The following is a 25,461-nucleotide window of genomic DNA, read 5'->3' as shown; positions in this document are numbered from 1 at the left end:
CCCCTAGTTACTCAATTGCGAATTGTAGTTTGAAAAGTACTGTGATAGAAGAAGAGCATACCTCTTGGTAAGAGGAATGCTCATCCGTCAATTTCTTAAACCCCAAAAGGATTAACCGGTTTGCTTCCATAATATGAAAGGATACTCTTTTGCTCTGTATAAAGGTCAAGTGTTTCAATACACAGCTCACGGCCAAATCCAGATTGTTTATATCCACCAAACGGTGTACCAGGGAATGCCGAGAATGGGCAGTTAACCATTACAATTCCGGCTTGAATTTGGTTAGCAACGCGAGTCGCGCGTCCTTGATCCTTCGTCCAAATTGCAGAACCTAGACCGAATTCTGTATCATTCGCTTGTTTAATCGCTTCTTTCTCATCTTTAAACTTCTGAACAACAACGACAGGTCCAAAGATTTCTTCACGAACAACTTTCATATCTGGAGTAACATCTGTAATAATTGTTGGTGCATACCAATGTCCATCTTCAAAACCTTCTAGTTTCAACTCTTCACCGCCAGTTACGACAGTCGCACCTTCTTCGATTGCAGACTTCACATAACCATCAATTACTTCTAATTGACCACGACTAACAATTGATCCTAAATGAGTGCCTTTATCTAATGGATCACCTAGTTTTAATTGCTTCGTCTTTTCTACGAATTTTTCCATGAACTCATCATAGATGTCCTCATGAACATATAAACGAGAACGTGCTTCACAAGATTGACCTGTATTGTAGAAAATACCGAATAATGAACCTGCAACAGCACCATCGATATCAGCATCTTCAAAAACTAAGTTCGGTGACTTACCACCTAGCTCTAAAGTTAGACGCTTTAATGTCTGTGAAGCTTTCTGCATGATGTCTTTACCTGTTGGTGTAGAACCTGTAAATGCAACTTTGTCTACATTTGGATTTTCAACAAGGTAGTCACCAATTAAAGCACCTGGTCCAGGCACAATATTTACAACACCTTCAGGAACACCAGCTTCATGACAAATTTCTGTTAAGACAATTGCTGTTAATGGAGTAAGACTTGCAGGTTTAATAACTACCGAACAACCAACTGCAATTGCAGGTGCAATTTTCCATGCAGCCATCATCATTGGATAATTCCACGGGATAATTTGCGCACAAACACCTACAGGTTCATTTTGGGAATAGTTAAAGAATCCGCCTGGCATATTGTTAACTGTTCCGCGGTGACCTACGATCGCACCAGCGTAAAATTCGAAGTCCTCAATTGATTGCATCACTTGCCCTTGTGCAGCTACTAAAGATTTCCCACTATTTAAAACTTCTAATTCAACCAATTCATTGAAGCGAGATCTCATAATTGAGGCAATCTTATTCATAACTCTCGCTCGTTTATTTACAGGGTACTTCTTCCACTTTCCATTATCAAACGCATTTCTTGCTGCTTCAACGGCACGTTCTGCATCAGCTGTAGTTGCTTTTGCAACTTGAGCAAGAGGCTTACCTGTTGCTGGGTTATATGTTGTGAACGTTTCCTTTGACTCGCTATCTACTCTTTCTCCATTAATAACCATTTGGTAAACATCGCGCTTCATCTCAATTGCTTCCATCTTGTTTTGCGTTGCTACTTTTGACATAACTAACATCTCCTTCGCGTAGTGATTATTTCATTGCTATGTTATTTTCCTGTAAATTCTGGATTCCTTTTTTCAACAAATGCTTTTAGTCCTTCTTGATGATCGTCTGTTAGTCCAGCCGTTCGTTGACCATAAGCTTCTTTTTCAAGCATTTCATCAAGTGGTTGGAGCGTGCTTTCATATAAATAACGCTTGATAATTCCTACAGCTTTAGTTGGGAGGTTCGCTAACCTTTCACTAAAAGCAGCCACTTCTTCATCCCAATTTTCAAGCTCGATCACTTTTGTCACTAACCCAAGCTCTTTAGCTTCAGAAGCTTTTACCTTTTCACCTAATACCGCTAGTTCCATTGCTTTTGCATGCCCTACGATTCTAGGTAGGTAATACAAACTACCGGAGTCTGGAATTAAACCAATATGAATGAAAGCTTCTAAGAAACTAGCTTTTTCAGAGGCAATTCGAAAATCACAAGCCAAAGCTAAACTCATTCCTGCCCCTGCAGCAACCCCATTAACTGCCGCAACTACTGGTTTTTCAACGCTAGCAATCTTTTTAATCATTGGGTTATAACGTTGTCTTAAAAATTCAGCATGGTCTGTATCTTCACTAACACCTGCTAAATCTTCTCCAGCACTGAAAGCTCTTCCTGCCCCAGTAATAACAATACATCTCACTTCACTGTCTTTTTCAGCAGATCGTAATGCTTGAATAACTTCTTTATTCATATCTGGTGTAAAAGAATTTAGTTTATCAGCACGGTCTAACGTTACGTATGCAACTTTGTTTTTTATTTCATAATTAATCGTTGTATACACTCAATTAGCCTCCTCCCCAGTTATTTCCCCTTGAAGTTCGGTTTTCGTTTCTCAATAAAAGCCTGCATACCCTCTGTTTGGTCTTCAGAATCAAATAATAAATAGAAATTCTTTCGTTCAAGCTGCAAACCATCGACCAACGGAGAATCTACAGCTTTATTAACGGCTTCTTTTATAAACCTTAGAGAAAGAGGAGGTTGTTTTGCTATCTTGCTTGCAAACTTCATTGTTTCTTCAAAAAGAACCTCTGGTGCAATCAACCGATTAACAACACCATTCTTATAAGCTTCTAATGCAGTCATCGATTCACCAAGCCAAAGCCATTCTAAAGCTTTTGCTTTACCCATAACCTTAGTTAAACGCTGCGTACCACCTGCACCTGGCATGACTCCAAGGTTCACTTCAGGAAATCCAAATTGAGTATTCTCATCTGCGAAAATAATGTCACAATTTAGAACTAACTCAAAGCCGCCACCTAATGCAAAGCCATTAACAGATGCAATAATTGGTTTTCTTATTAAAGCAATACGATCCCAGGTAGCAAATTGATTGATCGAGTCCATAGTTATAGGAGTGTCTGCAGACATTTCATCAATATCCGCACCGGCTGCAAACGCTCTCCCATTTCCAGTTAAAACGATAACACGCACTCGGTCATCTTTATCATAGCCTTCTAGTGTTTCAACAATCTCTTCGACCATTTCCCGATTTAACGCATTTAACACCTCTGGTCGATTAAGTTGAATAACCGCTATCGAATCCTCTATCCAACTTTCGATAAATTGATGTGCATTACTCATTTACTTCCTCACCAATCATCATCGTCACTAATTCACCTGCAAATCCCATTAAATCCTTACCAGAAGCTTTAGCTTCTTCTGTTTTCATTGCTTCCTTTAAAGCTTCGTGACTGTCATAATACATTTCACATAATAGATGATAGTCACTTTTACCAGTTGGAGAGCCTACGATTTTTGTTACTTCCATCTTTCTTAAACCTGGAATTTTTGCTGTAATTGGAGCATGTGTATTAAAATAATGCTCATCAAATGCTTTTTGATCCTCAGGTTGTTTATATAGTGCAATTAGTTTTACCATTTATTTCTCTCTCCTTACGTTATGAATTATGAGAAGCTACTGGTTTCATAGCTTCGAATGGATTTTTACAAGATTTACAATATAAGATACTTCGACAAGCAGCTGGTCCAAAAATATTTTCCATCGATGTATAAGTCGAACCACAGTATGGACAATCCACTTCCCATGGATCACCTTCTTTAAAATCAATTGGTGGAGGAGTAATCCCGTATTCTTTGAGCTTTTCTCTACCTTCATCACTGATTCGATCTGTTGACCAACTCTTATCAAAGACATAACTAACCTCAACTTGATCTACCCAATTAACATCTTTTCGTATCGCAGCCTTAACATCTCTACTAATGATATCTAGAGCCGGACACCCGACAAATGTTGGTATCATTTTCACATGAACATGACTACCAGTTACTTCAACATCGTAGATCATCCCAAGTTCTCCGACACTGACTGATGGAATTTCAGGGTCTTTCACTTGATGTAAGGTTGTTTCGATTTCTTCAATTAAATAGTTTGTGCCTGTTGTCATTAATGCTCCCCCCCACACAATTTATAGTTTAATTCCCTACTCTAGGGAATTACCAAGCTGCAACTCGATCCAATCGATATACTTCAGATAACGTTTCAATAGCTGTCTCAAGATTTTCTGTATGTTCCCCAGCTCTACCATCACCACTTTCAGCTTGTGGTTCAGCGGATGGAAGAGAAAGATCTAAATCTTTGAAAACTGCCTCGATCTTACCTAACCAAAGCTTCTTTAAAGCTCCTTCATCTTCAATAATTCCAAACTCAGCCATTCTCTCTCCTTGACGGCCAAGGGATAATACGTTTCCAAAGTTGTTCCAAACTCTATCAATCTGACCTTCTAATCTCTCTCTTGCCTCTGGTGTACTTGATAATAGCTGTCTAAACCAAACATCCCAGTGCATGACATGGTAATATTGTTCACCTAGAATACTTCTCGCCCCTTGTGCAAGCGGTTCGTATGAAGAATTTTTAAGAGACTCTAGACGAATTTGTTTAGCTACATCATAGAAATAATTACGTACAACCGTGAACGCCCAATCATAACGTGGTTCAACTAAATAAGTTCCTGGCCCATTTGGCTCTTCTAGCAAAATAGCATTTCTACGTTGTTCAATTGGTCGGTCATGAGCAAGCACATCGGCTTTCCCTTCTCCTAACTCTTCAAGCAACTCATAATATAGTGTCGCATGCCCCATTGTATTTTGGTTGATTGAAGAATAAGCAACATCTTCTTCAATATGCGGACATAATCCGAGCCATTCAGATCCTCTAAAAGAAATTAGAAAATCATCATCAGCCAATTGGTAAAGTAATTCAACTAAGGCTTCCTTGTATTCAGGGTGTTGTTTTAGCTCTTCTACATTGTTGATCTTCATTATTTTTTCCCTCCAGCCCATGAAAGAATTTCTTTTTCATCAAACATATCTTGTTCTTTTTCACGCCATTTTTTTCGTAAATATCCGTAACCCTTTGTTTCACGGTAGGCTTTGTTATCGAGTCGATTTACTAGCTTTTCTCGTTGCTCTTCATCAAGCGCATGAATATCTGAGCGTTTAACAACCCATATATCATACACAGGCTCCCGTCTCATGAAATTCTCTTGAGCCATAATTAAAGCGATTTCACTATTTGGAGCAAGAAGCGTAAATTGCTCCTGCGCTGGAGCGATGGCTGTTTTACGGCTAAACACTTGGTATTCATCGTAAAATTGGTCAATATCTTTTCTGTTATTTTCCATTTTAAAACTCCCCCTATATTAGATATCCATTTAAACTGTTGCAGGTCGAGAAGATGCACCTAATGCCTCACGAACCCAAGCGTTGTTTTCATATGAAAGTTCACGCAAACGAAGTCTCTCTTTTGACATTGGTCCTTGGTTTTTAGTAATCTTCTTAAATTCATTCCAATCAGGCTGTTGATATACCCATTCTTCTTTTTCTTCATCAAAATGTAGAGTTTCATCAGGAATTGTTAGCCCTAAAGACCAAATTCTCGGAATATATTTTGTTAAAAAGAATTGTCTTAGTTCTTCATTTGTGTTCTTTCGGATCTTAAATTTAATTGTTGCATCTTGCTTCGATGAACCTGTTGTATCTGAAGAAGGTGGTCCAAAAAACATTAACAATGCTGGCCACCAGCGGTTAAGTGCATCTTGCACCATCGCTTTTTGCTCTTCCGTTCCTTCTGCTAAAGCCATAATAATCGCCTCACCATGTTGAGCATGGAATACCTCCTCAGCAGCGATACGCTTTAGAGCTCGTGCATAAGGACTATATGAAGCATCTAACATATTTGTTTGTGTAATAATAGCTGCACCATCTACAAGCCAACCAATTAACCCAGCATCTCCCCATGTTTCCGCTCTCATGTGGAAAACATTATGGAATTTTAAATCCCCAGTGAATAAATCTTGCATTAAATCTTCACGGTTTCTACCAAGTGGCTTAATTAAATCTTCTGCTACTCGTAGAAGCAATTGCCCGTGACCCATCTCATCTTGAACTTTTGCCATAATCCCTAGCTTTCTTCGTAATGTAGGCGCCTTCGGAGTCCATTCCTTCTCTGGTAGCGCTCCCATAATTTCACTAATCCCATGCATTGAAATTAATTTAACAAGTGTCATTCTATATTCTTCAGGCATCCAACTGTCCGCTTCGATCTTTTCCCCGGCGTTGATCTTCTCCATAAACTCTTCATACTTCTTATCCTCAATTGAAACAGGATCGTTAACTTTAACACCCATGTTCACTTCCCCCTTTATTAATGTTGCATAACGTTTATTTAACGTCATTATAGAACAACGTCATATTATAGTCAAGTATTCTGTCAGAAAATTTGAGTAAGTGGGAATTATTGTGACAGTAAGCTTAGCAACATTATATAAGTAATAACACACAAAAAAGTTTATTCTCTGCTTCTAAATAAAGAGTTTGTTCACCACTTTTCGACAGTGGATAGAAAAAAATAAAAAATTTTTTGTTAAAAATTATCGAATTTTATTTTCTTTTTTACTACAAATACTTTTAGTTTATTCCTATGTTATTTATAATAGCTATGACTTTTACCTCAATTTAGATAAGTGTTATTTTTCAGATAACTATATTGACATTTTGTCGACTAAGCATTAACCTAATGATTATAACGTAATTACGGTTTCCGTTTATTTAACGTGTTGAAGATAATGCGTGATTTTATTGGTCCTGCATTGCAAATGATCATTTTTTATCAATGTGAATTTTTAATTAAATTCTGGGGGGAATTTATAGTGAAATTTTTTAGTGAAATTGAAACAGCAGAACAGTCTGACATTCAAAAGCTTCAATTAGAGCGCTTACAACAGTCAATTCGTCACGTTTATGAAAATGTACCATTCTATCGCCAAAAATTTGAAGAACTAAACATCAGTCCAGAAGATATTAAAAGTCTAGATGATGTAACAAAATTACCATTCACAAAAAAGAATCATTTGCGTGAGAATTATCCGTTTGGTTTATTTGCAGTACCAAAGGAAGACGTTGTTAGAATTCATGGTTCATCTGGAACAAGCGGAAAACCGACTGTTGTTGGTTATACACAAAATGATATTGATAATTGGGCAGAACTTGTAGCAAGAGCAATATATGCTGCAGGTGGAACAAAAGGGGATATCGTTCATAATGCATATGGTTATGGCCTATTTACTGGTGGATTAGGTATCCACTACGGATCTGAAAAAGCTGGTTGTCCTACCGTACCTATCTCCGGCGGTAATACCGATAGACAAATTACATTGATTCAAGACTTCGGAGCGAAAGTGATTTGTGGAACACCTTCCTACATCTTAAATATTGCTGAGAAGATGGAGGAAATGGGTATCGACCCTAGTGAGACTAGCCTAGAATATGGAATCTTTGGTGCTGAGCCTTGGTCAGAAGAAATGAGAGAAACTCTTCAAAGAAAACTCGGTATTAAAGCTGTAGATATATATGGGCTTAGTGAAGTTATGGGACCAGGTGTTGCCGTTGAATGTCATGAGGCACAAGATGGCTTGCATATTGCTGATGACCATTTCCTAATTGAAGTTATCAATCCAGATACATTAGAGCCTGTAGCTGAGGGCGAAGATGGAGAGCTTGTTTTTACTAGCCTTACGAAGGAAGCGCTTCCAATCATTCGTTACCGTACAGGGGACATCGCTTCAATTACTCGTGAAAAGTGTGCATGTGGTCGTACAACAACTAAGATGACACGTGTTAAAGGTCGCATTGATGATATGCTTATTATTAGAGGGGTTAATGTATTCCCATCTGAAATCGAATATTACTTACTTCAAATTGACGAGCTAGTGCCTCAATATCAAATTCACTTAACGAAAAAAGGCTCACTAGACAATGTCGAGCTTCACGTTGAAATGAGTGAAGAGTTTTATCAAAAGGCTTCTAGCCAAGGCAACCTTGAGGAAGAGATTGTTAGTGGCTTAAAGAAAAAAATTCAACATTCAATGAAAACTAACTGCTTGGTTACTATGGATATTCATATTCATCAACCAAAATCATTACCTCGATCTGAAGGTAAAGCTGCACGAGTTGTTGATCGTCGAAAAGAAGAAAAAGTTGCAAACTAAATCAAAAGCCACGGTGATTACGATTAAACACCGTGGCCTTTTTTTGCATCTAAAATCAATCCATCGTATAACCCTTCTCTATTGAGATAATTTGGTCATACAATTGTTTATTAACTGGCGTATCCATTCCGTACTTTTTAGCTAGAGTAAGGACAGTACCAGAAAATAATTCAACTTCACTATAACGTTTCGCTTCAACGTCTTGCGCCATTGAAGGTTTCCCTTCCGGACTTAATTTACTTAATACCATGAGCCAATAGTCTAGGTCTCCTTCAGTTAAGCCTACACCTTCTCGGTCAGATAATGAAATAACCTCCCTCATGGCCGCAATCATTGTATCTCTAGCTACCCCTTCTTTTTGAATGGTTCCATAATTACCCTCATAGACAGCAACAGTTTGGTTAACACCGACATTGAGCATAAATTTGCCCCATAATCTCTTCATCATATTCGTATCAACCTCATAAGGAAGGTCCAGTTTATCAAAGAAGGTACTAACAGCATCGACTTTCTTTGATTTGCCCCCGGGTTCTCGATCCCCGAAACACAGCATCCCAAAATGATCGTAAGTTAATTTATTATCAACTTTGACTGCATCCATTCCTTGCGCAACACAATATAATATTTTCTCCATCCCGTAAGTCTCACCTATAATTGCTTCACTAGTGATCCCATTTAACGTTGATAAAATGATCGTATTCTCTCCAACTTGGTTTTTTACAGCAGCAATGGCACTCTTTAATCCACTATCTTTCACTGCAAAAATAATTAAATCTGCAGGTTCTGACACCTCTTCCGGGGTCATGTAATAAAAATTACATCGTTCACCATTACAATAAACACCCTTTTCCTCGTATTTTTCAATACGCTTTTTATCTGCAATAATTCTCACATTTTCTCTTGGCAGTTGTTTCGCTAAATGCTGACCAAATAAAATACCTAACGCTCCTAAGCCAACAATTGAAACTGTTTTTATTTCCATAAAAAAGACGTCCTTTCCTAATAGTTACCCGCATTTTTATCATAACATTCAGAATAATAAAGAATCCACTGATCTCTACTATTTAGTACAGGAAAGTATGATTCTATAATAAAAAACTTGCCGATATAAGAATTTACATTCCAGCAAGGTTTACTAAATGTTCTATTCTTGTTCAACGACTGGGAACCAGCCTGGTGTATTGATAATTGCTTTCCATAATGCATCAGGGACGACTAGCCTTTCTTGGTCTTCCTTCGTAATTGTCGTTTTTATTGTATCTTCATTACCTGCTTCCACTTTTTCGACCCAATGTGGCTCCATAATTAATTCACGACCTAAGGCTAGCAAAGGTACACCTGTATCCATTGCTTTTTTGACTTCATCAGGCATATGAAGTGAGCCTACACCAATGACAGGAATTTTATCCCCTACACGCTCATAAACCATCGTGACACGCGAACGTTGATCATCTTCATCGCGAATCGACCCACCCCAAAAATCTTGAACCGATAAATGAAGGTAATCTAAATCCTGTTCTACCAGCTTATCAACAAAAATTAACGTTTCATCCATTGTAATTCCTGGATTCTCCACCTCTTCTGGGGAAATCCGATAGCCAATGATAAAAGGGTTCTTTGCATGCCTTTCAACAGTTGCTTTCACATGATCTATAACAGCAAGCGGGAATGTCATTCTTTTTTCAATCGATCCGCCCCATTTATCACTGCGCCGGTTTGAATGTGGAGAAAAGAATTGCTGAATTAAATATGTATTAGCACCATGGATCTCAACGCCATCAAAGCCCGCTTCAATTGCGCGTCGTGTCGCCTTTGCAAAATCATTAATGATTTCCTCGATCTCTGTTACCGTTAGCTCTCTTGGTGTTACTAACCCTTCACGCGGTGCAGCTACTGCGCTAGCACTAACAGGCTGATCACCTTCTAATAATTCTGGAGGTGCCATAAGAATCCGATTTTTGAGCTTTACTCCTCGTTTAAACCTAAACTCTTGGAACAACGGTTTGTATTCCTGGTTCACTGGTTGTAACCTCCATATTTATATTTAGCTCATCTATTATCTTTAACGTAACCCTTTTTATCATACGCACGACAACAACGTTTTTCAAAATTAATGCTTGAACCGATAAAAGAGATATCTTCAGTCACAAACTCTCGTCTATTAGGTTTCCTTTTAGACTTAGATACTCCAATACGTAATCGTATCTATTATTCCGACAATGACTAGAAGAATACCAGCTATGCGTTGAATCCAATAACCAATCTTCCGTCCTCTCTTCATGAAGGTTCCACTTAACCCAAACGTCCAAATCAAATATATGGCTATAAATAGTGGAATTGATGTCCCGATTGAAAATACCGCTGGCAAGACAACACCATATGAACTAGACAACGCGAGTGGCATTAAGATTAAAAAGAACAGAGAGAACATTGTTGGACAGAAACCTAAAGAAAAACTACTACCAAGCAGAAACGCCCCCCACTTCCCACGACGTTTTTTTCTATCAAAGCCTTGTTTCAAGCCTATCGTCCAATTCGCTTTGATCACTCCTGCTAAATACAATCCGATCAAAATTAGCATTGGACCGAGGATCTTTCTTATCCATGGAAAATAGACGGTTAACTCACGTTGAAACTCGCTCCCTAATATAAGAACAAAAAGCCCTAAGCCAGTAAATACAACCATTTTTCCAAGTTGAAAGAATAAAACCTCTGTCAAAGGGATTGCTTTCTGGATTGAACGATTTCCATATAATGTGATCGCCCCGATATTTGCCGTAAATTGGCAAGGGGCAGTTGCTGCTAGAATTCCTAGAATAAGTGCTGAAAGCAATGGAAGATGTTCTGTAGCATTTGAGAGGTTAATCAATGGTTGATAGAAGATCTGACTAATAGAGTTAAAGAAATCATACATATACATACCTCATTTAGTTAGCTAATATTTTTCATTTCCTTGAAAATCGGCTACCATTCTATTGTCACGTAAAATATAACCTTTAGCTATTAACTATACTAAATAAATATAAAGAAACTGTGAATTCTAAATGAAAAAATGAGAAAGAGAGAAGAAGTATTGTGCATTCGCCAATCCCCTTCTCATCATATAATTAGTTCGTTTTTTGTCTCGACGTTTAGTATTTTGGTACATAGACCACCTAAACCTACTCAATAATTAACTTTTCTTCATCTTCCCTTTCAACAATTTCACGTGCTACCTCAGAAGCCGACCTTAACCGAGAACGATCAGTCACAAAATCACTGTCATCCCAAAATGGTGTATCCATTCCACCCATGTATACAGCCGAAACAGTGATCGACGTCCCTGCTAACTCTTTTATTAAACTTTCTGTAAACCCTCGAACAGCAAATTTACTTGCTACATATGCAGTTTCTTGAACTTTACCTCGTAAGCCGGCCGTTGAGATGATATTCATAATTTTCCCTGAATCACGTTCCAAAAACGTTGGCAAAACCGCTTTCGTGACATAAATTGTACCTTTGACATTCGTATCAAGCATCTGACTTATTTCTGTCATCGTAAGGTCTTGTAAGGTTCGAAAATAACCGATGCCTGCATTGTTAATGACTTGATCAATTGTTTCTGTTTCCAAGAGTTGCTGTATCATCTCTTGAACGGCATTCGGATCGGTGATATCACATGTTTTTACAATCCCACTGCCTCTTTGACTCTCAATTACTTCCTTTACTTCATTCAAGCTTGTTTCTGTTCGACCAACTAAAATGATCCGATGTCCTTGTTGTGCATAGACTACTGCTAGTTCTTTTCCTAAGCCAGTTCCTGCACCTGTAATTAATATCGTCTTTGCTTTCATGATAAAACCCCTTCGTCTGCCATTATCAATCATTTCACTCTTAAAGTTAAACTTTCATCCTTAAAACCATTCTCCCTTATGCTATTTATTATAAACATACAAACTACCTCTGAACCACTATCGAACATTTTAAAAATATTCATTTCCTATGCATAGAAAGAAACCTATATTCTAACGAAAAAGAGACCGGGACAAAAGGTTGGTTTTTACCTTTGGTCCCAGCCTCGATTTAACTAGTTTTGTCCCGCCCCACTTTAAAATACTATTTCCTAAAGGCTCATGATGTCCGAATAATGCTTGCCTCTATTTGTTTTAACCGATAAAAATACCCTTTTTTCTCCATTAACTCTGCAAACGACCCGACTTCAACGACTTCACCTTGATCCATGACCACAATTTGATCCATCTTTTCCAAGCCTGACAAACGATGGCTAATAATAATTACAGTATCATCCTTTGCTTGTTGATAGAGCGTTTCATACAGCTGTTGCTCTGTCCAAGAATCAAGTGATGATGTTGGTTCATCAAGGAGCCAGAGGGGCGCATCTTTAATCACAGCACGAGCCATAGCAAGTCGTTGCTTTTCACCACCGGACAAATTTTGCCCTTTTTCCATGACACGGTCTGTTAAAACAAAATGGGCTAATTGAACAGTTTTCAGCACTTGACTCAGCTCTCCATCTGTCAAGGAACCTTCCTCGATGAGAAGGTTATCTTTAATGGTCCCATAAAAGAAATGGTTTTCTTGTAAAACAACATTCGTGCGTTTCCAAATCTCCTCTTGATCCATCTGACTTCTTTTTTCACCATCGAAATAGATCTCACCTTCATCCGGAGAGTACAGCTTGAGTAGAAGATTAAACAACGTTGACTTCCCCGAACCACTTGCTCCAACGATCGCTGTTTTTGACCCAGCCGGTAGTTCAAGATTTAATCCTTCGGTAACTTTGCGCTGCTCATTAGGGTATGAAAAGCTAACATTTTTAAAAGTTATGGAGGGGGCAGATGTCCAATACTTAGTTGTCGTCACATCTGTCTTATCTTCATCATGACGTTCATCCATATTAAACAATCGTTTTGCAGCCTTCTCACTATCTTCATAATAAACAGGAAAAGCAGCCATTGGGGTTGAGTGCTCAAATACGGTGAGACTAATCATCACAAGCATCGCTAAAAATAAGCCATCTAAACTTCCATTTGCAACTAAATATGCCCCTACAACGAGGACGAGCCAAGTAATTACTGCTGATAAGGCAACGTTCACGGATTGATTATAGCTCGCTTGCAAGCTTTCCTTCTCCTGACCATTCATATAGGTTTCTGACGTATCGAAAAGTAACTGTTCTTTTTCATCAAGCTGTTGATGAATTTTCAACTCACGAAAACCTTGCATCCATTCCGTCAATTCCGTTGAAAAATCTGCACGATGCTCACGTATGTCATTACTGATTTTTTTCTGTTTATGCGCAAACCAGGCCGGGATCACAATACCCGTTAAAATCAAACCAATAATGAGTAAGAGAACAATAGAAAATGAATAAAATGAAACGAACAAAACCGTACTTAAAAAGACGAGTACCATGATCAGTGGCGGATATATGACACGCAGGAAAAAGTTCTGAAGACTTTCGACATCCCCTACAATACGTGCCAACATATCACCACTACGATACTTTTGAATCAAGCTCGGCGAAAGGCTCTCTACTTTATCATAAAAATGTACTCGCATGTTGGCGAGCATCGTAAACGTTGCTCGGTGTGAAAAATAACGCTCTGCATAACGTGAGCCTGCGCGAAGAAAGCTCCCTAATTTTACGATGGCAACCATCATAATTAAGACATATAATGGCGTTTCAACCGCTGCTCGAGAAATGAGATAACCATTGGCAGCAAAAAGACCGACGGCAGTCATACCAGCTAAATATCCAAATAAGATGGAAAGATAAATATCCCGTTTTTCTTTCATCATCAATTGGATGACCTGTTTTAGCTCCTTCATCACTGCCCCTCCTCCTGTACCAAGAATAGATCTCGGTAAGCTTCTATATTTTTCATAAGTTCATCATGCGTTCCCTGTGCTGCAATTGTTCCCTGGTCCATGAAGAGAATAAGATCTGAATGTTTAATTGTGTGTAGTCTGTGTGCAACTGTAATAATCGTCGCGTCTTCAGCTAATGCTCGAATGGATTCTTGCAAAACCTGTTCTGTTACAAGGTCGAGCCCTGTTGTCGGCTCATCAAAGAGTACAATCGACGGTTTCTTCAAAAAGGCACGGGCTAAGGCAATCCGTTGTTTTTCTCCCCCAGATAGTCCTCGTCCCCCTTCACCAATTTCAGTTTCATAGCCGTGTTCAAGCGATTCAATCAAACCTGCAATACCAGCTTTTTGAGCAGCCTTTTCAATCTCTGCTTTTGACGCTTCCATACCTAAAGCGATATTGTCACTAACCGTTCCTGAAAATAAATAAGGATGCTGCGTAATATAACTGAATTGACGAAACCATTCCTGCTCCACGTACTCTGAACGGTAACGTCCGTTGACAAGCAGTTCCCCTTCTGAAGGTTGTAATAGACCCGCAATGACATTTAATAATGTCGATTTTCCAGATCCACTTTTACCAACGATGGCAACTTGATGAAATGGTGGAATGTCAGCCTCTACATTTTTCAATGCAAAACCGCTGTCTCCGTATTGAAATCCAACACGTTGTAAGTTGATTTCACTAGGTGCAGTTGGTGCCGTCTCCCGTCCCCATTTGACTTGTTCTCCTGACTTCGCAAGCTCTTCGTCTAGTTTAGAAGCTGCCCCTGTACTGCTCCTACCGGAATGAAACGCACTACCTAATTCCTTCAGAGCTGTAAAAAATTCTGGAACGAGCAATAAAATGAAAAATGCCGTAAAGAAATCTAAAGATTCAAAGACAACAAGCCTTAAGCTTAACTCTAAGGCAACAAGACCAATACTGAGCATTGAGATAAACTCTAGCATTAATGATGACATAAAAGCGACTTTTAAAATCGTCATTGTTGCATCACGAAAATTTAGGCTACTTTCTTTGATCATCTTCCGGTATTGTTTAGATCGTCCATAAAGCTTCAAACTCATTAACCCTTGTAGGGTGTCTAAGAAACGACCTGAAAAAACGGACAAACTCTCTAGCTTCTCTTCTGATTTCTTTTGGGTTTGTCGCCCAATAATGATCATAAACAGCGGTATAAAAGGCGCTGTTACTAAAATGATTAAACCGGAATTTAGATTTTGCGTAAAAATAACGAGTAAAATAATGAGCGGCACAACAGTTGTTATAATTCGTTGCGGTACATAATGGCTAAAGAAATGATCGAGTTCATCGACTGTATCTAGCATTGCGGTTACCTTTTGGCCAGATTGTCCTTTATAAGATTCTGGAAGTGAATGCCTGGAGTAGGCTTGGATCAATTTTTTACGATAGTCCCGTTTGACTGTCGTAGCCATTTTCACACCAATCTTACCCGTTAAATAAGTTAAAGATGCCCTAAAAATTAGGACACCTAATAACAGAAATAACAGCATTAGCACTTGATCAAATGGACGATTATTCAGGAATATTTCATCAATAACCGAAACGATGAGATAGGCCTGTAAAACGATCAAAAACGCAAGTGCAAATGCGAGTGCGTAAAGTGTATAAAATCGCCCCTTTTGAGCTTTTGCCAGCTTTTGTAATGATTTCATACCTTAATCCTCATACTTACTGCTTTTCGTAGCGATAATAAAGGATAAGGCAAAGGCAATCACGACAATTAGTAGCGGGGCATAAAACAACATAAAGTTATGCATGCTAACATCCTCCTCACGCTTTTCCTTCTTTAATATAAGGCTTATTCATAATAAACAATTTGAACACGAGGTACAGTGATGGGATTAACAGCATGAGACCGAAGATAAATACGGTCACTAGTGCATAAGCCATCGTTTCGTTTGTAAAACCATCGTAAATCGTAATATAAGGGTAAAGAATATATGGATAACGTGATACGCCGTAACCAAAGAATGCCAAGGCAAACTGGAGGACAACGAAAATAAATGATTTTCCATAATATCTTTTCTTTAAAAGCCATAAGCTTGCAATAAAGCAAACAAAGGATAATGCGAACATCCACCATAATGAGAGTAACCCCGTAAAGTGATCTGGGTTATGCCATCTCATCTCAATAATGATTCCGAGTGCCGTGATCATGGTTGGAAAACTCCAAATCCACGTGTAGCGTCTAAATAATTTTAGAGCGTCTCTATCTTCTGCTACATTTGAATAATAAGCTAAAAAGCTAGCAGAGATAAAAAGGACACTAACGAGGCTAAGCAAGATGATCGACCAAGCGAACGGGCTCGTAAATAAAGTCAAATAATCAAGTTCAATTCTTCCTGTTGATGTTTCACGAATAAATCCACCTTGCGAGACAATTAAAGCAGTTGTCAACGAGGCTGGGATTAATACTCCTGTCACCCCATACATGAGCGTATAGCCTTTATGCCCTTTGGATCCATACGTCCCAAACGCATAATAGCTCCCTCGCAAAGCGAGAAGAATGATCGAGATACTGATAGGAATCAGTAACACCGTCCCAAAGTAATAAGCTGTACTCGGGAAGAACCCGATCATTCCCACAAAGAAGAACACGAGGAACACATTCGTAATCTCCCAAACTGGGGATAAATAGCGTTGGATGACCGAATTAACGATATGGTGCTTTTTCGTCACAATTGTGGCTGCGTTAAAGAATCCAGCGCCGAAGTCAATCGATGCCACGATTACATAGCCAAATAGGAACAACCACAACACAGATATTCCTAAGATTTCAATTGACATTACGCCATCCTCCTTTGCTTCTCATTACGATCCTCGAGCTCTTTTTCCACCGGGTTATTTTTGAACATGCGAATCAGTACAACTGCCGTTCCTATTAACAAGATGATATATAGGATCGCAAAGGCAACGAACATCACATGTACATATGGTGAGTCTGTTGCACCTTCTGCTGTTGTCATGAATCCTCGCATAATCCAAGGCTGACGACCGACTTCTGTAAACCACCAACCAGCTTCGATTGCGACCATCGCTAACGGACCTGATGCCACGAGCATCCAACGGAAAACACGTGATTTTATCAATGCCCAGTTTCTCGACAAGCCAATATAGTAAACTAGTGAAAGGAGTGTGAGCCAAATCCCAAGCGTCACCATGATGTCAAAGAAGTAGTGAACAATATAAGGTGGATGATATTCCTCAGGTATATCATTAAGTCCAATTACTTCTCCCGTAAAATTACTGTGGACGAGAAAACTAAGAGCGTAAGGAATTTCGATCCCATATTTAACCTCATTGTCTTCTGTTAACACACCATAAAGAACGAGTGGAGCTTCTCCTTCCGTTTCAAAGTGCCATTCTGCTGCAGCCAACTTTTCAGGCTGATACTCTGCTAGAAACTTCCCTGAAAAATCACCAACAAGTGCAGTTGCAATTGAAAAGATCAATGCGACCTTCATTGTTAACGCCAAAGCCTTACGGTGATATTCATGACGGTTCCCTTTTAGCAGGTGATAAGCGGCAATCGATGCTAAAACAAAAGCAGATGTCATGTATGCAGATGTCATGACGTGTGCGACCTTCGTTGGCATCGCTGGATTAAACATGGCTAATAACGGCTGTATATTAGTTAATTGTCCATTGGCTAACACAAACCCTTGAGGCGTGTTCATGAATGCATTAACCGATGTGATGAACAATGCAGACATCGCTGAACCTAAAATGACAGGTGCTAATAAATAAAAGTGATATTTAGGATTTTTAAAGCGATCCCACGTATATAAATAAATTCCTAGAAAGATTGCCTCAAAGAAAAATGCAAAAGTCTCCATAAATAACGGAAGAGCGATCAGTTGTCCCGCAAATTCCATAAACCGTGGCCAAAGCAGTGCTAATTGTAAGGCGATCGCTGTACCGGTGACGACACCAACAGCGACTGTAATCACGTAACCACGAGCCCAGCGCTTAGCCAGTAATAAATAATGCTCATCATTTCTTCTCAACCCGAGCCAATGCGCGAGCATGATTAGGATGGGCACACCAACACCAAGCGTAGCGTAAATAACATGAACAGATAATGTTAACATCGTTAGATAACGACTAAATTCTACTGATTCCAATTTCCTCCCCCTCTTCATCCGTCTTTGACGAAGCTATAGTTATTGTATATCGAAAATGTATGTGATTTAGATCACAATATGGACGATTTCGTTACGAAAGATTGAGCGATTTGTGACAAACTATTTTGGAATAATTTTCAGGGGCAATAGATGAGAGTGCCTCCTATAGCTTTAAACGGGTAGAACTGTCGAGGGCATTGAGTTTGATTAGAGCTTTAATTATACTAGCTTCTTTAAGCTGAATCATTGGGAACTTGAGGATCATTTAACAATCTGTTATTAAGACAAAAAAAGTAACCTAATGCCTATATCAGATTTATATAGGCATTAGGTTACTTATACTTACAAATCTCTCGGTACTTCTTTATTGTATACGTTACCCATCATAACGTTGGGCTTCATCATATATAAACTCTATAATTTATTAGCAAATTCGTTAAGTCGTTTGGACAATCCTTCTATTTCCTCTATAAAGGCCGAGGTTTGTTGAATAGAAGCAGCTTGTTCTTGACCAATTGTAGCTATTTGCTCTATGGATAACCCCATTTGTTTCGTGACTAATTGGATTTGAGCCATGGTTTCACGTATCTTTTGTGTAGAAGTGACGGTTTCTTTTGAAAACTTTCGAATTTCATTAGCTACAACTTCAAACCCTTTCCCCTTTTCTCCCGCACGTGCCGCCTCAATGGCAGCATTTAATCCAAGCAAATTAGTCTGATCTGCGACTCTTTTTATCATTGCCAATACCTCATCTGTATTTTCAACCTCTTGTCCGGCTCGATGTGATTGTCCAAGTAGCTCTTGAGAGTACCCTGCAAGTGAATTTGACCCAGTTGAAACACTACGAATCTGTTCATTTGCTTGTGATAATGAGTCTGAAATTTGTTCAGAAATCGCTCTTAATTCACTCTGTCTACGCACTTGGACAGCAATTCCTCCGATCACTTCACCATTTTCATCATGTAATGGCAGTGCGGTACCAGTAAACTCAAACCCATAAAAATCAGAAGATACATCTTCCTGTAAACGTTTATTTTCAGTCAATGCAACAGATAAAGGTTCTTCAGGATGTAAAGGTTGCCCGACTTTTATTTTCAAATCTATACTTTCACCAGGGAAATAGGCAATAAATTCATTTAAATTACAAACAGCTATTGACATATCAATAGGGATAGCTGCTTTTAACATAGGGATCAAAGGAACAACGGTATCTAAAGAATTAATTTGATTAAACATAGGATTAACTCCCCATTTCTATAAATGAATGATAGTTATTTCTTATCTATTATCGGGAAGAAGAGTGATAAACTTTAGAAAATAAAATTTTGGATATTTTTTACATAAGACATTTATGTTACGAGGACAAGATATCTACATAAAAATAATCTGGAGCCTTTCCATAGGGAAAAGCTCCAAGGCCAACATTATTAACACTATGCTCACTTACATAATAATCTCTGTGAGACGATATCTGAGTAAATCTGTAAGTCCTCTGTTTTGACGACCCGAATCACATCAGTAAACTTGTCACCCTCCGGTAAAAACGATGTCAGCATGTTCTCTTTATTTAAAATGTAACTTGGATGAAACTCGACATCCTTTTGCCCATCAAAGATCGCAACATAAAAGATCCCTGCTTCCACTAGATCTTGGAAAAAATGACTACCATACGATAATTCCGGCATAAAGCCTGCTTCATTCGATGCAACTTCACAGATCACTGACATATGACTGAGCTCTGTAAAATGGACAGGCACCCCTAGTGACGGTGTCGTTGTTCCCCATCTTCCTGGTCCCATGAGCATCGCATTTTTCCCTTTAAGCACCGTATTGATTTTCCCTATTTGTCTTGCCACCGCATGCTTCTCTTGTTCATTTCGTTGCAGGTACGCCTTGGCATCAACAAATACGACATAATCAATCGACAAGTGTACATTCCCTCCCATAAAATTCCCCTTCGATGAGAAGAAACAATCCTTTTCATCCGTTAGTTCCGGTACTTTGACAGAATGACCTAACCCTCTCGTTTGCAGGGGCCTACACTGAACAAGATTAACTTTAAATTGTTGATCACTTGTGAAGTTAGCCGTAAACTCAATATCTACAGGATAATTGTACACCTCAGACAACAACGCTAACAGATCTTTCATTAACTGAGGGAATTCACTATCTCTCAAGCAACGTTGAAAATCAAGAATATAAGGCGCTTTAAGATCGGTATATCCAAGTTCACGCAGGCGATTTTCAGTTTGATAGTCTAACGTTGCAAACCATTCCTTTTCGACTTTAAAGTCGAGATCACTTATTCGCTCCCATTTTCTAGTCGTTAAGCGATTTTCAGATAGAGAAAGGAGATCGACATTATGTTGTGAAAACTTTTTCAAATCATCTGGATCGACCAATGGTAAGCGCATCGGATTATCAAGCGAAACAATTTTGACATAATCTTCAACCGTCCGATCGACGGCTCTCGTCCCAAGGCCGAAGACGAGGCGTAGCATCCCTGCGTCCATATCAATACTCTCATCCCATACATAAAGATTAGACGAGTTGCCGACACCCGCTAGATGTGGGAAGAATTCTTGTTGATACTGATCTCCGGACACACGCTGGACTAATATCGCCATCTGCTCGTCTTTCTCAGCTAACCCTCTATTCATTCGGTAAGCTAATGCATCTTCATTCATTGTACTCGCATAAACCGTACGAATGGCATTTATAAATGCTTCGAAGCGCTCTTCAAGCGTACCTTGATTGACACAGAATACACTCTCATATTTCCCTGCAAATGCATTACCAAAGTTATCTTCTAGCAAAGAACTTGAACGTACAATGATTGGAGATTGCCCGAAGTACTCTAATATGTGCACGAATTGCTCTTGAATGTTCTCTGGAAATTTTCCGCGCAACATTTTTTCTTTCAATTCCGGTGCGTACTTAAAGTATCCGTCTTTTGACTTTTGTTTTGTACGAAGTTTCCACCATCCGTTTTGAACAATATACGTGTAAAAAATGTCCGAACCTAAATAAAAGGAATCATGAGGCTCCATATACGGTTGGAAACGATCGCCACCATCCTTCTCGATAATTTTTCGAGCAAGAAGCATGCCGACACTTTTTCCGCCGATAAAGCCGGTACCAACCTCTCGCGATGCAATCATTATCAAGTCATTTAATGTGAAATATCGATCACAAAGCTCAACCATACGAGACTCATCACCGATTAACATCCTCAATAGCTTTCTTTTCGTTGCCTCTTGCTGTTTTTGATCGAGATCGAGTACGTCCTTCGCTTTATTAAAAATAACATCCCAATGATCTAGTCGTTCCTCACCGCGATTAATACTTGAAAACAACTCGGCAGATTCGGCACTAGAGGTAATGCTAATCGCTTCATCCCCTTTTATTAAATGAGGGAAAAACATCGTCGGAGAATAACGTTGCCAAACTTTAAGGGGGTGAATATAGATATTATCGTTTACTTCATATAAATCAAGGAGAAGCTGTGTCGTTTCACGAATGCCAGCAATACTCGTATATGTATGGACGTTTCGGATAATCGCAAAATAAGCAATCGTATCTAATTCGTATAAATAAGGACAAGTGACTTTAAAGAAGTTCCCTATCATTAAGTCCGAATGCCAATAGTCTAAAAGGTCAGTTAAACAGTCAAACACATAAAATGCCTTCCGACCTTCTTTCTCCATCAAATGATGAACCTCTGTAGCAAAGCCTTCGAATCCAATACTTGCATCAAGGTGATAAACTTTACTATCACCTTCCTCTTCTAGTATCGGATCATGATTTGCAAAACGAACATAGATAATCTTTCTCTGATCTCGTTTTGCCTGTGCAACATATGGATCTACCATTTTTTTGTAACTAGATATGGAGTTCACTTGCCAGACGACATTATCCCCTAAGCGTAGTTTATCAATCGCTTCATCAAAACCTTTTATGCCCGTACTTACTTTATTTTGGATATCCATCGAAAACCTCCATTTCTTTTCATACTAGCTTTTAGCGAATATATAATGTGTCATAATGATTAATCATAAATCATTTCTTTTGTCAGTTCTCTAGCCAGTGCATGATGCTATTAAAATGTTTTTTTGCATCATGATAACCAAGCTCATATAGTTGCAGTAGACGTCTTTGGTTCCGTTCAAAACTACTAACAGGGAGATCGACACTTGGCTCAATAAGAAAAACGTTTCCTTCATCCTGCTCTGTTTTGATCATAGAAAGCGAATCATTATAGGTATACAGCCGTTTTTCGAATGAGTCAGCCACTACTGGATACCTTCGATAGAGCCTCTTCAAAACAGAAGTTGCTCTATTAGGTTTAAGGTACTCATTCACTGGTTTTGTCGTAATCACAATATTTTTATGGATCCCATCGTTCTTCGCTTTTCTAATCGGGATCGGGTCAACTAATCCCCCATCAAGGAGGAGCCTACCATCATACTCCACAGGGCGGGCAATAAAAGGGAGCGAACTAGAAGCTCTAATAATTTTCAATAGGTCATCATCGTTCCGCTCTTTATTATAGTAAACAGCTTCACCAGTGCGACAATCCATTGTTGCAATGAGAAACTGTTCCTTTGTCGCTCTAAAGGTATGAAAATCAAATGGAACAATGTGGTTGGGTACCTCATTAAACAAAAAGTCCATACCAAACACTTCTCTCTTGAAAAGAAGATTACGTAAGGATAAATAACGGTGGTCATTCACAAGGCCAACATTCACCTTCTTATTCCGCCCTTTTTGTCTCGAAAGATAGGAGGCAGCCATACAAGCCCCTGCCGAAACTCCAATCACATAATTGAAAAACAATTCCTTCTCGAGGAAGTACTCTAATACCCCAGCAGTATAAAGCCCCTTCATTCCACCGCCCTCTAATACAAGCCCACAATTTTTCATATACCATTGCCCTTTTCTAAAAATTCTATATTTACTAATTAAATAGTATCATAGCCAGAAATAAGAGAAAACTTCTGACGCACTTTAGCCGCCTAGTAAGCTAAATAGATATATAGTATTTCATTCACCCAGTGAAACCAAATAGAGACAGCCAAGGCTGTCTCTATTTTAAATCAATTCTCCTATTTAAACGTGTACGTTCAAATACTTCACGTATTTTGGGATTTAGATTTTCGACAAATATATTGCCCCCCATTGGTAAGACACGTTTTCTAATCGTTACAATCACACCAAGTCCCGTACTATCGATATCCTTGACTTCATTAAAATCGAAAGTGAACATTTTATATCCTTGACCTATGCAGTCAATCAATTCTTCCCTAAGTATTGTTGCTTCTTTCGAAAAGATAGATCCATTTAATTGAACGAAAACATCATTGTCGCGCATATTTATCCTTTGAGACATTTTTTATCCCCACTTTTAAATTTTAAATTTATCTACCGACTTTCTTAAATGTTGAGCTAACTGATTCGTTTCATTTGCGACCGATGCAACAGACTCCATTGATGACTTTGTATCATCGGACGATGTTGATGTTTCTTGGGCATTAACAGAAGTATTTTCTATACCAGTTGCTAGGCTATCAATGAGTTCAACGATTTTTTCAGAAGAAGCAATTTCTTCACTTGCAACTTCCGAAATACTTTCGATATCATTCACAGTTTTCCTTACCGCTTGAAGTATTTCTTCTAATGAATCCCCACATTCACCTACAATTGAAGTACCTCGATCAACTTGTGATTTACTATCTTTAATTGCTCGAACTGCATCATCTGTACTGTTAGAAATTTGTGAAATCAAGTCCGCAACTTTTGTTGCCCCTTTACTAGACTGTTCAGCTAACTTCTGCACTTCGTCAGCAACAACGGCAAAGCCTTTCCCTGCTTCCCCAGCGCGAGCTGCTTCAATAGAAGCATTAAGTGATAGTAAGTTCGTTTGTTGCGAAATATTAGTTATCATCTCTGTAATCGTTTTAATCTCTTTTGTGAATTCATTTAATGTTTCAATAAACTGCTCAGTTTCATCGGTTGATATTTTGATATTTTCCATACATTCAACAGCTTCTCGAACAGTCTCTTTACCACGTTCTGCTGTTTTATAAGTAATCTTAGAATTATCAGCAGAGGAAAATGATTTTTCTTTAGCAATTTGAATCAATGATGACAGCTCTAGTAATGTTTCTGATACTTCCAACATTGTCGCATTTCCTTTTTCAGCATCCTTTGCCACGACCTGAGCATTTCCAGAAATACTATGTATTGCATTGGTAATCTCATCACTCGAAGCAGCCATATGGTCTGAGGAGGCGGCGAGAGTTCTAGACGAACTTTCAACTTCACCCACGAGTCCTCTTAAATTTTCTACCATTTGATTTAAACTTTCTGTTAGCCTTCCAACTTCATCTTTAGATTGAACAGCTAATGGTTCGCCAGTCAAATTCCCATTAGCAACATCCTCTAAACGTGTTGCAGCCGAGGAGATAGGTCTAACAATCATGTTCGAAATAATTAACGCTGCCGTTACAGCAATAAGAATCGCGGCCCCTGAAATAGCAATAAATATCCACTGTAACAGTTGTCCACTATCGATTAACTCTTTTTCAAGCTCTACAATTTTAGCATCTTGCAAATCAAATATTTCTTGCCAGGCTTCAATAGCTTCAATAGCATAAATCGTGCAGAACTCTTCCATAATATCGATAGTTTCTTCAAATGATGGTCTTTTAAATGTATGCGAGTATTGATCTGGGTTCCCGTTTCCATAAACCCCGTCGTGATCATCAAAGGTAGGAACGACTTCATCTGTTATTAACGTTCTCCACCTTGCCGTTCTTTCATCGGCAGTTGCAATCGCATCGGCATATTCAGGATCATTTCCTAAGGTTTCTATTAACATTTCTTGAGTAGCAATTGAATACTCTGTCAGTTCCTCAAATTCCTCAACCAGTGTAGGATCTCCATATAAAATATATCCACGTGCTGTTACAACACGGTATGTAACGTTATGTTTCATTTCTTCGGCTGCTTTTAATAACTCATATTCCTCTTCTACCATTTGTCTAACATCATCGGTATAGTTCGACATCCCAACATAGCCGAATATTGCCATAATCAATACAGTTAAAAGTACTAAACCAAAACCACCTAAGATTTTCAACTTTAGACTTTTCATACCTATCACTCCTTTCAATGAATTCCTTAAAACTCGATCACTAAAACTTACATCTTACAGTTCATTTATTATCTACTTACCACCATGCTGGCATCGATTTTTTCTATATAATTCCGAAAGGCGCAAGACA

The 25,461-nt window shown here is 38.7% G+C and carries 23 protein-coding genes; 1 reads left to right on the top strand and 22 read right to left on the bottom strand.

The genetic code is table 11. The features are described from left to right. Positions 1-95 precede the first annotated feature (95 nt). The 8 genes from KH400_RS07530 to paaA are packed head-to-tail and all read right to left on the bottom strand — an operon-like array spanning position 96 to position 6,296. Positions 96-1,616 carry an aldehyde dehydrogenase family protein gene (locus KH400_RS07530; RefSeq protein WP_217223532.1) on the bottom strand — a complete coding sequence of 507 codons (1,521 nt, stop codon included), beginning with the start codon at positions 1,614-1,616 and terminating at the stop codon, positions 96-98. Positions 1,617-1,657: 41 nt separating this feature from the next. Continuing rightward, the gene (locus tag KH400_RS07525; RefSeq protein WP_217223530.1) at positions 1,658-2,431 is read right to left on the bottom strand and encodes an enoyl-CoA hydratase-related protein; all 774 of its coding nucleotides are present in this window, start codon (positions 2,429-2,431) and stop codon (positions 1,658-1,660) included. A 20-nt stretch (positions 2,432-2,451) separates the two neighbouring features. Next, positions 2,452-3,231 carry an enoyl-CoA hydratase/isomerase family protein gene (locus KH400_RS07520; RefSeq protein ID WP_217223528.1) on the bottom strand — a complete coding sequence of 260 codons (780 nt, stop codon included), beginning with the start codon at positions 3,229-3,231 and terminating at the stop codon, positions 2,452-2,454. Next, positions 3,224-3,529 carry an EthD family reductase gene (locus tag KH400_RS07515; RefSeq protein WP_217223526.1) on the bottom strand — a complete coding sequence of 102 codons (306 nt, stop codon included), beginning with the start codon at positions 3,527-3,529 and terminating at the stop codon, positions 3,224-3,226. The genes KH400_RS07520 and KH400_RS07515 overlap by 8 nt, the downstream gene beginning before the upstream one ends. Positions 3,530-3,548: 19 nt before the next feature. Continuing rightward, positions 3,549-4,055 (bottom strand): 1,2-phenylacetyl-CoA epoxidase subunit PaaD, encoded by a 507-nt coding sequence (gene paaD, locus KH400_RS07510; protein ID WP_217223523.1) that lies wholly within the window; start codon positions 4,053-4,055, stop codon positions 3,549-3,551. A gap of 49 nt (positions 4,056-4,104) precedes the next feature. After that, positions 4,105-4,929, bottom strand: coding sequence for a 1,2-phenylacetyl-CoA epoxidase subunit PaaC (paaC, locus tag KH400_RS07505; protein ID WP_217223522.1), 825 nt, complete (start codon positions 4,927-4,929; stop codon positions 4,105-4,107). Beyond that, positions 4,929-5,291 carry a 1,2-phenylacetyl-CoA epoxidase subunit PaaB gene (gene paaB, locus KH400_RS07500; RefSeq protein WP_217223519.1) on the bottom strand — a complete coding sequence of 121 codons (363 nt, stop codon included), beginning with the start codon at positions 5,289-5,291 and terminating at the stop codon, positions 4,929-4,931. The genes paaC and paaB overlap by 1 nt, the downstream gene beginning before the upstream one ends. 30 nt (positions 5,292-5,321) lie before the next feature. Further along, positions 5,322-6,296: a 1,2-phenylacetyl-CoA epoxidase subunit PaaA gene (gene paaA, locus KH400_RS07495; protein WP_217223517.1), complete on the bottom strand. Its 975-nt coding sequence runs from the start codon at positions 6,294-6,296 to the stop codon at positions 5,322-5,324. A 522-nt stretch (positions 6,297-6,818) separates the two neighbouring features. Between paaA and paaK the strand changes: the two genes are divergently transcribed. Continuing rightward, on the top strand, positions 6,819-8,156 hold the full coding sequence (paaK, locus tag KH400_RS07490) for a phenylacetate--CoA ligase PaaK (RefSeq protein ID WP_312889076.1): 1,338 nt from the start codon (positions 6,819-6,821) through the stop codon (positions 8,154-8,156). Positions 8,157-8,211: 55 nt separating this feature from the next. Here the strand turns inward: paaK and KH400_RS07485 are convergent, their stop codons facing one another. The 14 genes from KH400_RS07485 to KH400_RS07425 all read right to left on the bottom strand — a co-directional run bounded on the left by KH400_RS07485 (position 8,212) and on the right by KH400_RS07425 (position 25,331). Continuing rightward, positions 8,212-9,138, bottom strand: a complete 927-nt coding sequence (locus KH400_RS07485; protein ID WP_217223513.1) for a ketopantoate reductase family protein — start codon at positions 9,136-9,138, stop codon at positions 8,212-8,214. A gap of 162 nt (positions 9,139-9,300) precedes the next feature. After that, a complete protein-coding gene (locus KH400_RS07480) occupies positions 9,301-10,155 on the bottom strand; it encodes an oxidoreductase (protein ID WP_246589452.1) in 855 nt (284 codons plus the stop codon). Positions 10,156-10,335: 180 nt separating this feature from the next. Then, positions 10,336-11,070: an urease accessory protein UreH domain-containing protein gene (locus KH400_RS07475; protein WP_217223510.1), complete on the bottom strand. Its 735-nt coding sequence runs from the start codon at positions 11,068-11,070 to the stop codon at positions 10,336-10,338. Between the two features lie 247 nt (positions 11,071-11,317). Beyond that, positions 11,318-11,989, bottom strand: coding sequence for an SDR family NAD(P)-dependent oxidoreductase (locus KH400_RS07470; protein ID WP_217223508.1), 672 nt, complete (start codon positions 11,987-11,989; stop codon positions 11,318-11,320). 277 nt (positions 11,990-12,266) lie between these two features. Next, positions 12,267-13,988: a thiol reductant ABC exporter subunit CydC gene (cydC, locus tag KH400_RS07465; RefSeq protein ID WP_217223505.1), complete on the bottom strand. Its 1,722-nt coding sequence runs from the start codon at positions 13,986-13,988 to the stop codon at positions 12,267-12,269. Continuing rightward, positions 13,988-15,703 (bottom strand): thiol reductant ABC exporter subunit CydD, encoded by a 1,716-nt coding sequence (gene cydD / locus KH400_RS07460; protein WP_217223502.1) that lies wholly within the window; start codon positions 15,701-15,703, stop codon positions 13,988-13,990. The genes cydC and cydD overlap by 1 nt, the downstream gene beginning before the upstream one ends. Before the next feature lie 3 nt (positions 15,704-15,706). After that, on the bottom strand, positions 15,707-15,808 hold the full coding sequence (cydS, locus tag KH400_RS28470; RefSeq protein WP_438821106.1) for a cytochrome bd oxidase small subunit CydS family protein: 102 nt from the start codon (positions 15,806-15,808) through the stop codon (positions 15,707-15,709). A gap of 13 nt (positions 15,809-15,821) precedes the next feature. Beyond that, positions 15,822-16,838: a cytochrome d ubiquinol oxidase subunit II gene (locus KH400_RS07455; protein ID WP_217223499.1), complete on the bottom strand. Its 1,017-nt coding sequence runs from the start codon at positions 16,836-16,838 to the stop codon at positions 15,822-15,824. Continuing rightward, positions 16,838-18,193, bottom strand: a complete 1,356-nt coding sequence (locus KH400_RS07450; protein ID WP_217223497.1) for a cytochrome ubiquinol oxidase subunit I — start codon at positions 18,191-18,193, stop codon at positions 16,838-16,840. Before KH400_RS07450 ends, KH400_RS07455 begins: the two co-directional genes overlap by 1 nt. A 396-nt stretch (positions 18,194-18,589) precedes the next feature. Further along, complete coding sequence (locus KH400_RS07445; protein WP_438821108.1) at positions 18,590-19,336, bottom strand: methyl-accepting chemotaxis protein; 747 nt, start codon at positions 19,334-19,336, stop codon at positions 18,590-18,592. Positions 19,337-19,614: 278 nt separating this feature from the next. Then, complete coding sequence (locus KH400_RS07440; protein WP_217223492.1) at positions 19,615-22,164, bottom strand: PEP/pyruvate-binding domain-containing protein; 2,550 nt, start codon at positions 22,162-22,164, stop codon at positions 19,615-19,617. A gap of 82 nt (positions 22,165-22,246) precedes the next feature. Continuing rightward, positions 22,247-23,098, bottom strand: a complete 852-nt coding sequence (locus KH400_RS07435) for a patatin-like phospholipase family protein (RefSeq protein ID WP_217223490.1) — start codon at positions 23,096-23,098, stop codon at positions 22,247-22,249. A gap of 163 nt (positions 23,099-23,261) precedes the next feature. After that, the gene (locus KH400_RS07430; RefSeq protein WP_217223488.1) at positions 23,262-23,564 is read right to left on the bottom strand and encodes an STAS domain-containing protein; all 303 of its coding nucleotides are present in this window, start codon (positions 23,562-23,564) and stop codon (positions 23,262-23,264) included. Between the two features lie 15 nt (positions 23,565-23,579). Further along, the gene (locus tag KH400_RS07425; RefSeq protein WP_217223486.1) at positions 23,580-25,331 is read right to left on the bottom strand and encodes a methyl-accepting chemotaxis protein; all 1,752 of its coding nucleotides are present in this window, start codon (positions 25,329-25,331) and stop codon (positions 23,580-23,582) included. Positions 25,332-25,461: the final 130 nt, after the last annotated feature.

The sequence above is a fragment of the Desertibacillus haloalkaliphilus genome (assembly GCF_019039105.1).
Lineage (GTDB): Bacteria > Bacillota > Bacilli > Bacillales > KJ1-10-99 > Desertibacillus > Desertibacillus haloalkaliphilus.
This window is presented reverse-complemented; position numbering and strand designations above follow the sequence as displayed.

What these genes read in the sequence shown, in the direction of transcription:
- KH400_RS07530 (WP_217223532.1), bottom strand. Translation starts at nt 1,616, where the DNA reads ATGTCAAAAGTAGCAACGCAAAACAAGATGGAAGCAATTGAGATGAAG.
- KH400_RS07520 (WP_217223528.1), bottom strand. Translation starts at nt 3,231, where the DNA reads ATGAGTAATGCACATCAATTTATCGAAAGTTGGATAGAGGATTCGATA.
- KH400_RS07515 (WP_217223526.1), bottom strand. Translation starts at nt 3,529, where the DNA reads ATGGTAAAACTAATTGCACTATATAAACAACCTGAGGATCAAAAAGCA.
- paaD (WP_217223523.1), bottom strand. Translation starts at nt 4,055, where the DNA reads ATGACAACAGGCACAAACTATTTAATTGAAGAAATCGAAACAACCTTA.
- paaC (WP_217223522.1), bottom strand. Translation starts at nt 4,929, where the DNA reads ATGAAGATCAACAATGTAGAAGAGCTAAAACAACACCCTGAATACAAG.
- paaB (WP_217223519.1), bottom strand. Translation starts at nt 5,291, where the DNA reads ATGGAAAATAACAGAAAAGATATTGACCAATTTTACGATGAATACCAA.
- paaA (WP_217223517.1), bottom strand. Translation starts at nt 6,296, where the DNA reads ATGGGTGTTAAAGTTAACGATCCTGTTTCAATTGAGGATAAGAAGTAT.
- KH400_RS07485 (WP_217223513.1), bottom strand. Translation starts at nt 9,138, where the DNA reads ATGGAAATAAAAACAGTTTCAATTGTTGGCTTAGGAGCGTTAGGTATT.
- KH400_RS07475 (WP_217223510.1), bottom strand. Translation starts at nt 11,070, where the DNA reads ATGTATGATTTCTTTAACTCTATTAGTCAGATCTTCTATCAACCATTG.
- KH400_RS07470 (WP_217223508.1), bottom strand. Translation starts at nt 11,989, where the DNA reads ATGAAAGCAAAGACGATATTAATTACAGGTGCAGGAACTGGCTTAGGA.
- cydC (WP_217223505.1), bottom strand. Translation starts at nt 13,988, where the DNA reads ATGAAGGAGCTAAAACAGGTCATCCAATTGATGATGAAAGAAAAACGG.
- cydD (WP_217223502.1), bottom strand. Translation starts at nt 15,703, where the DNA reads ATGAAATCATTACAAAAGCTGGCAAAAGCTCAAAAGGGGCGATTTTAT.
- cydS (WP_438821106.1), bottom strand. Translation starts at nt 15,808, where the DNA reads ATGCATAACTTTATGTTGTTTTATGCCCCGCTACTAATTGTCGTGATT.
- KH400_RS07455 (WP_217223499.1), bottom strand. Translation starts at nt 16,838, where the DNA reads ATGTCAATTGAAATCTTAGGAATATCTGTGTTGTGGTTGTTCCTATTT.
- KH400_RS07450 (WP_217223497.1), bottom strand. Translation starts at nt 18,193, where the DNA reads ATGAAGAGGGGGAGGAAATTGGAATCAGTAGAATTTAGTCGTTATCTA.
- KH400_RS07445 (WP_438821108.1), bottom strand. Translation starts at nt 19,336, where the DNA reads ATGTCAATAGCTGTTTGTAATTTAAATGAATTTATTGCCTATTTCCCT.
- KH400_RS07440 (WP_217223492.1), bottom strand. Translation starts at nt 22,164, where the DNA reads ATGGATATCCAAAATAAAGTAAGTACGGGCATAAAAGGTTTTGATGAA.
- KH400_RS07435 (WP_217223490.1), bottom strand. Translation starts at nt 23,098, where the DNA reads ATGAAAAATTGTGGGCTTGTATTAGAGGGCGGTGGAATGAAGGGGCTT.
- KH400_RS07430 (WP_217223488.1), bottom strand. Translation starts at nt 23,564, where the DNA reads ATGTCTCAAAGGATAAATATGCGCGACAATGATGTTTTCGTTCAATTA.
- KH400_RS07425 (WP_217223486.1), bottom strand. Translation starts at nt 25,331, where the DNA reads ATGAAAAGTCTAAAGTTGAAAATCTTAGGTGGTTTTGGTTTAGTACTT.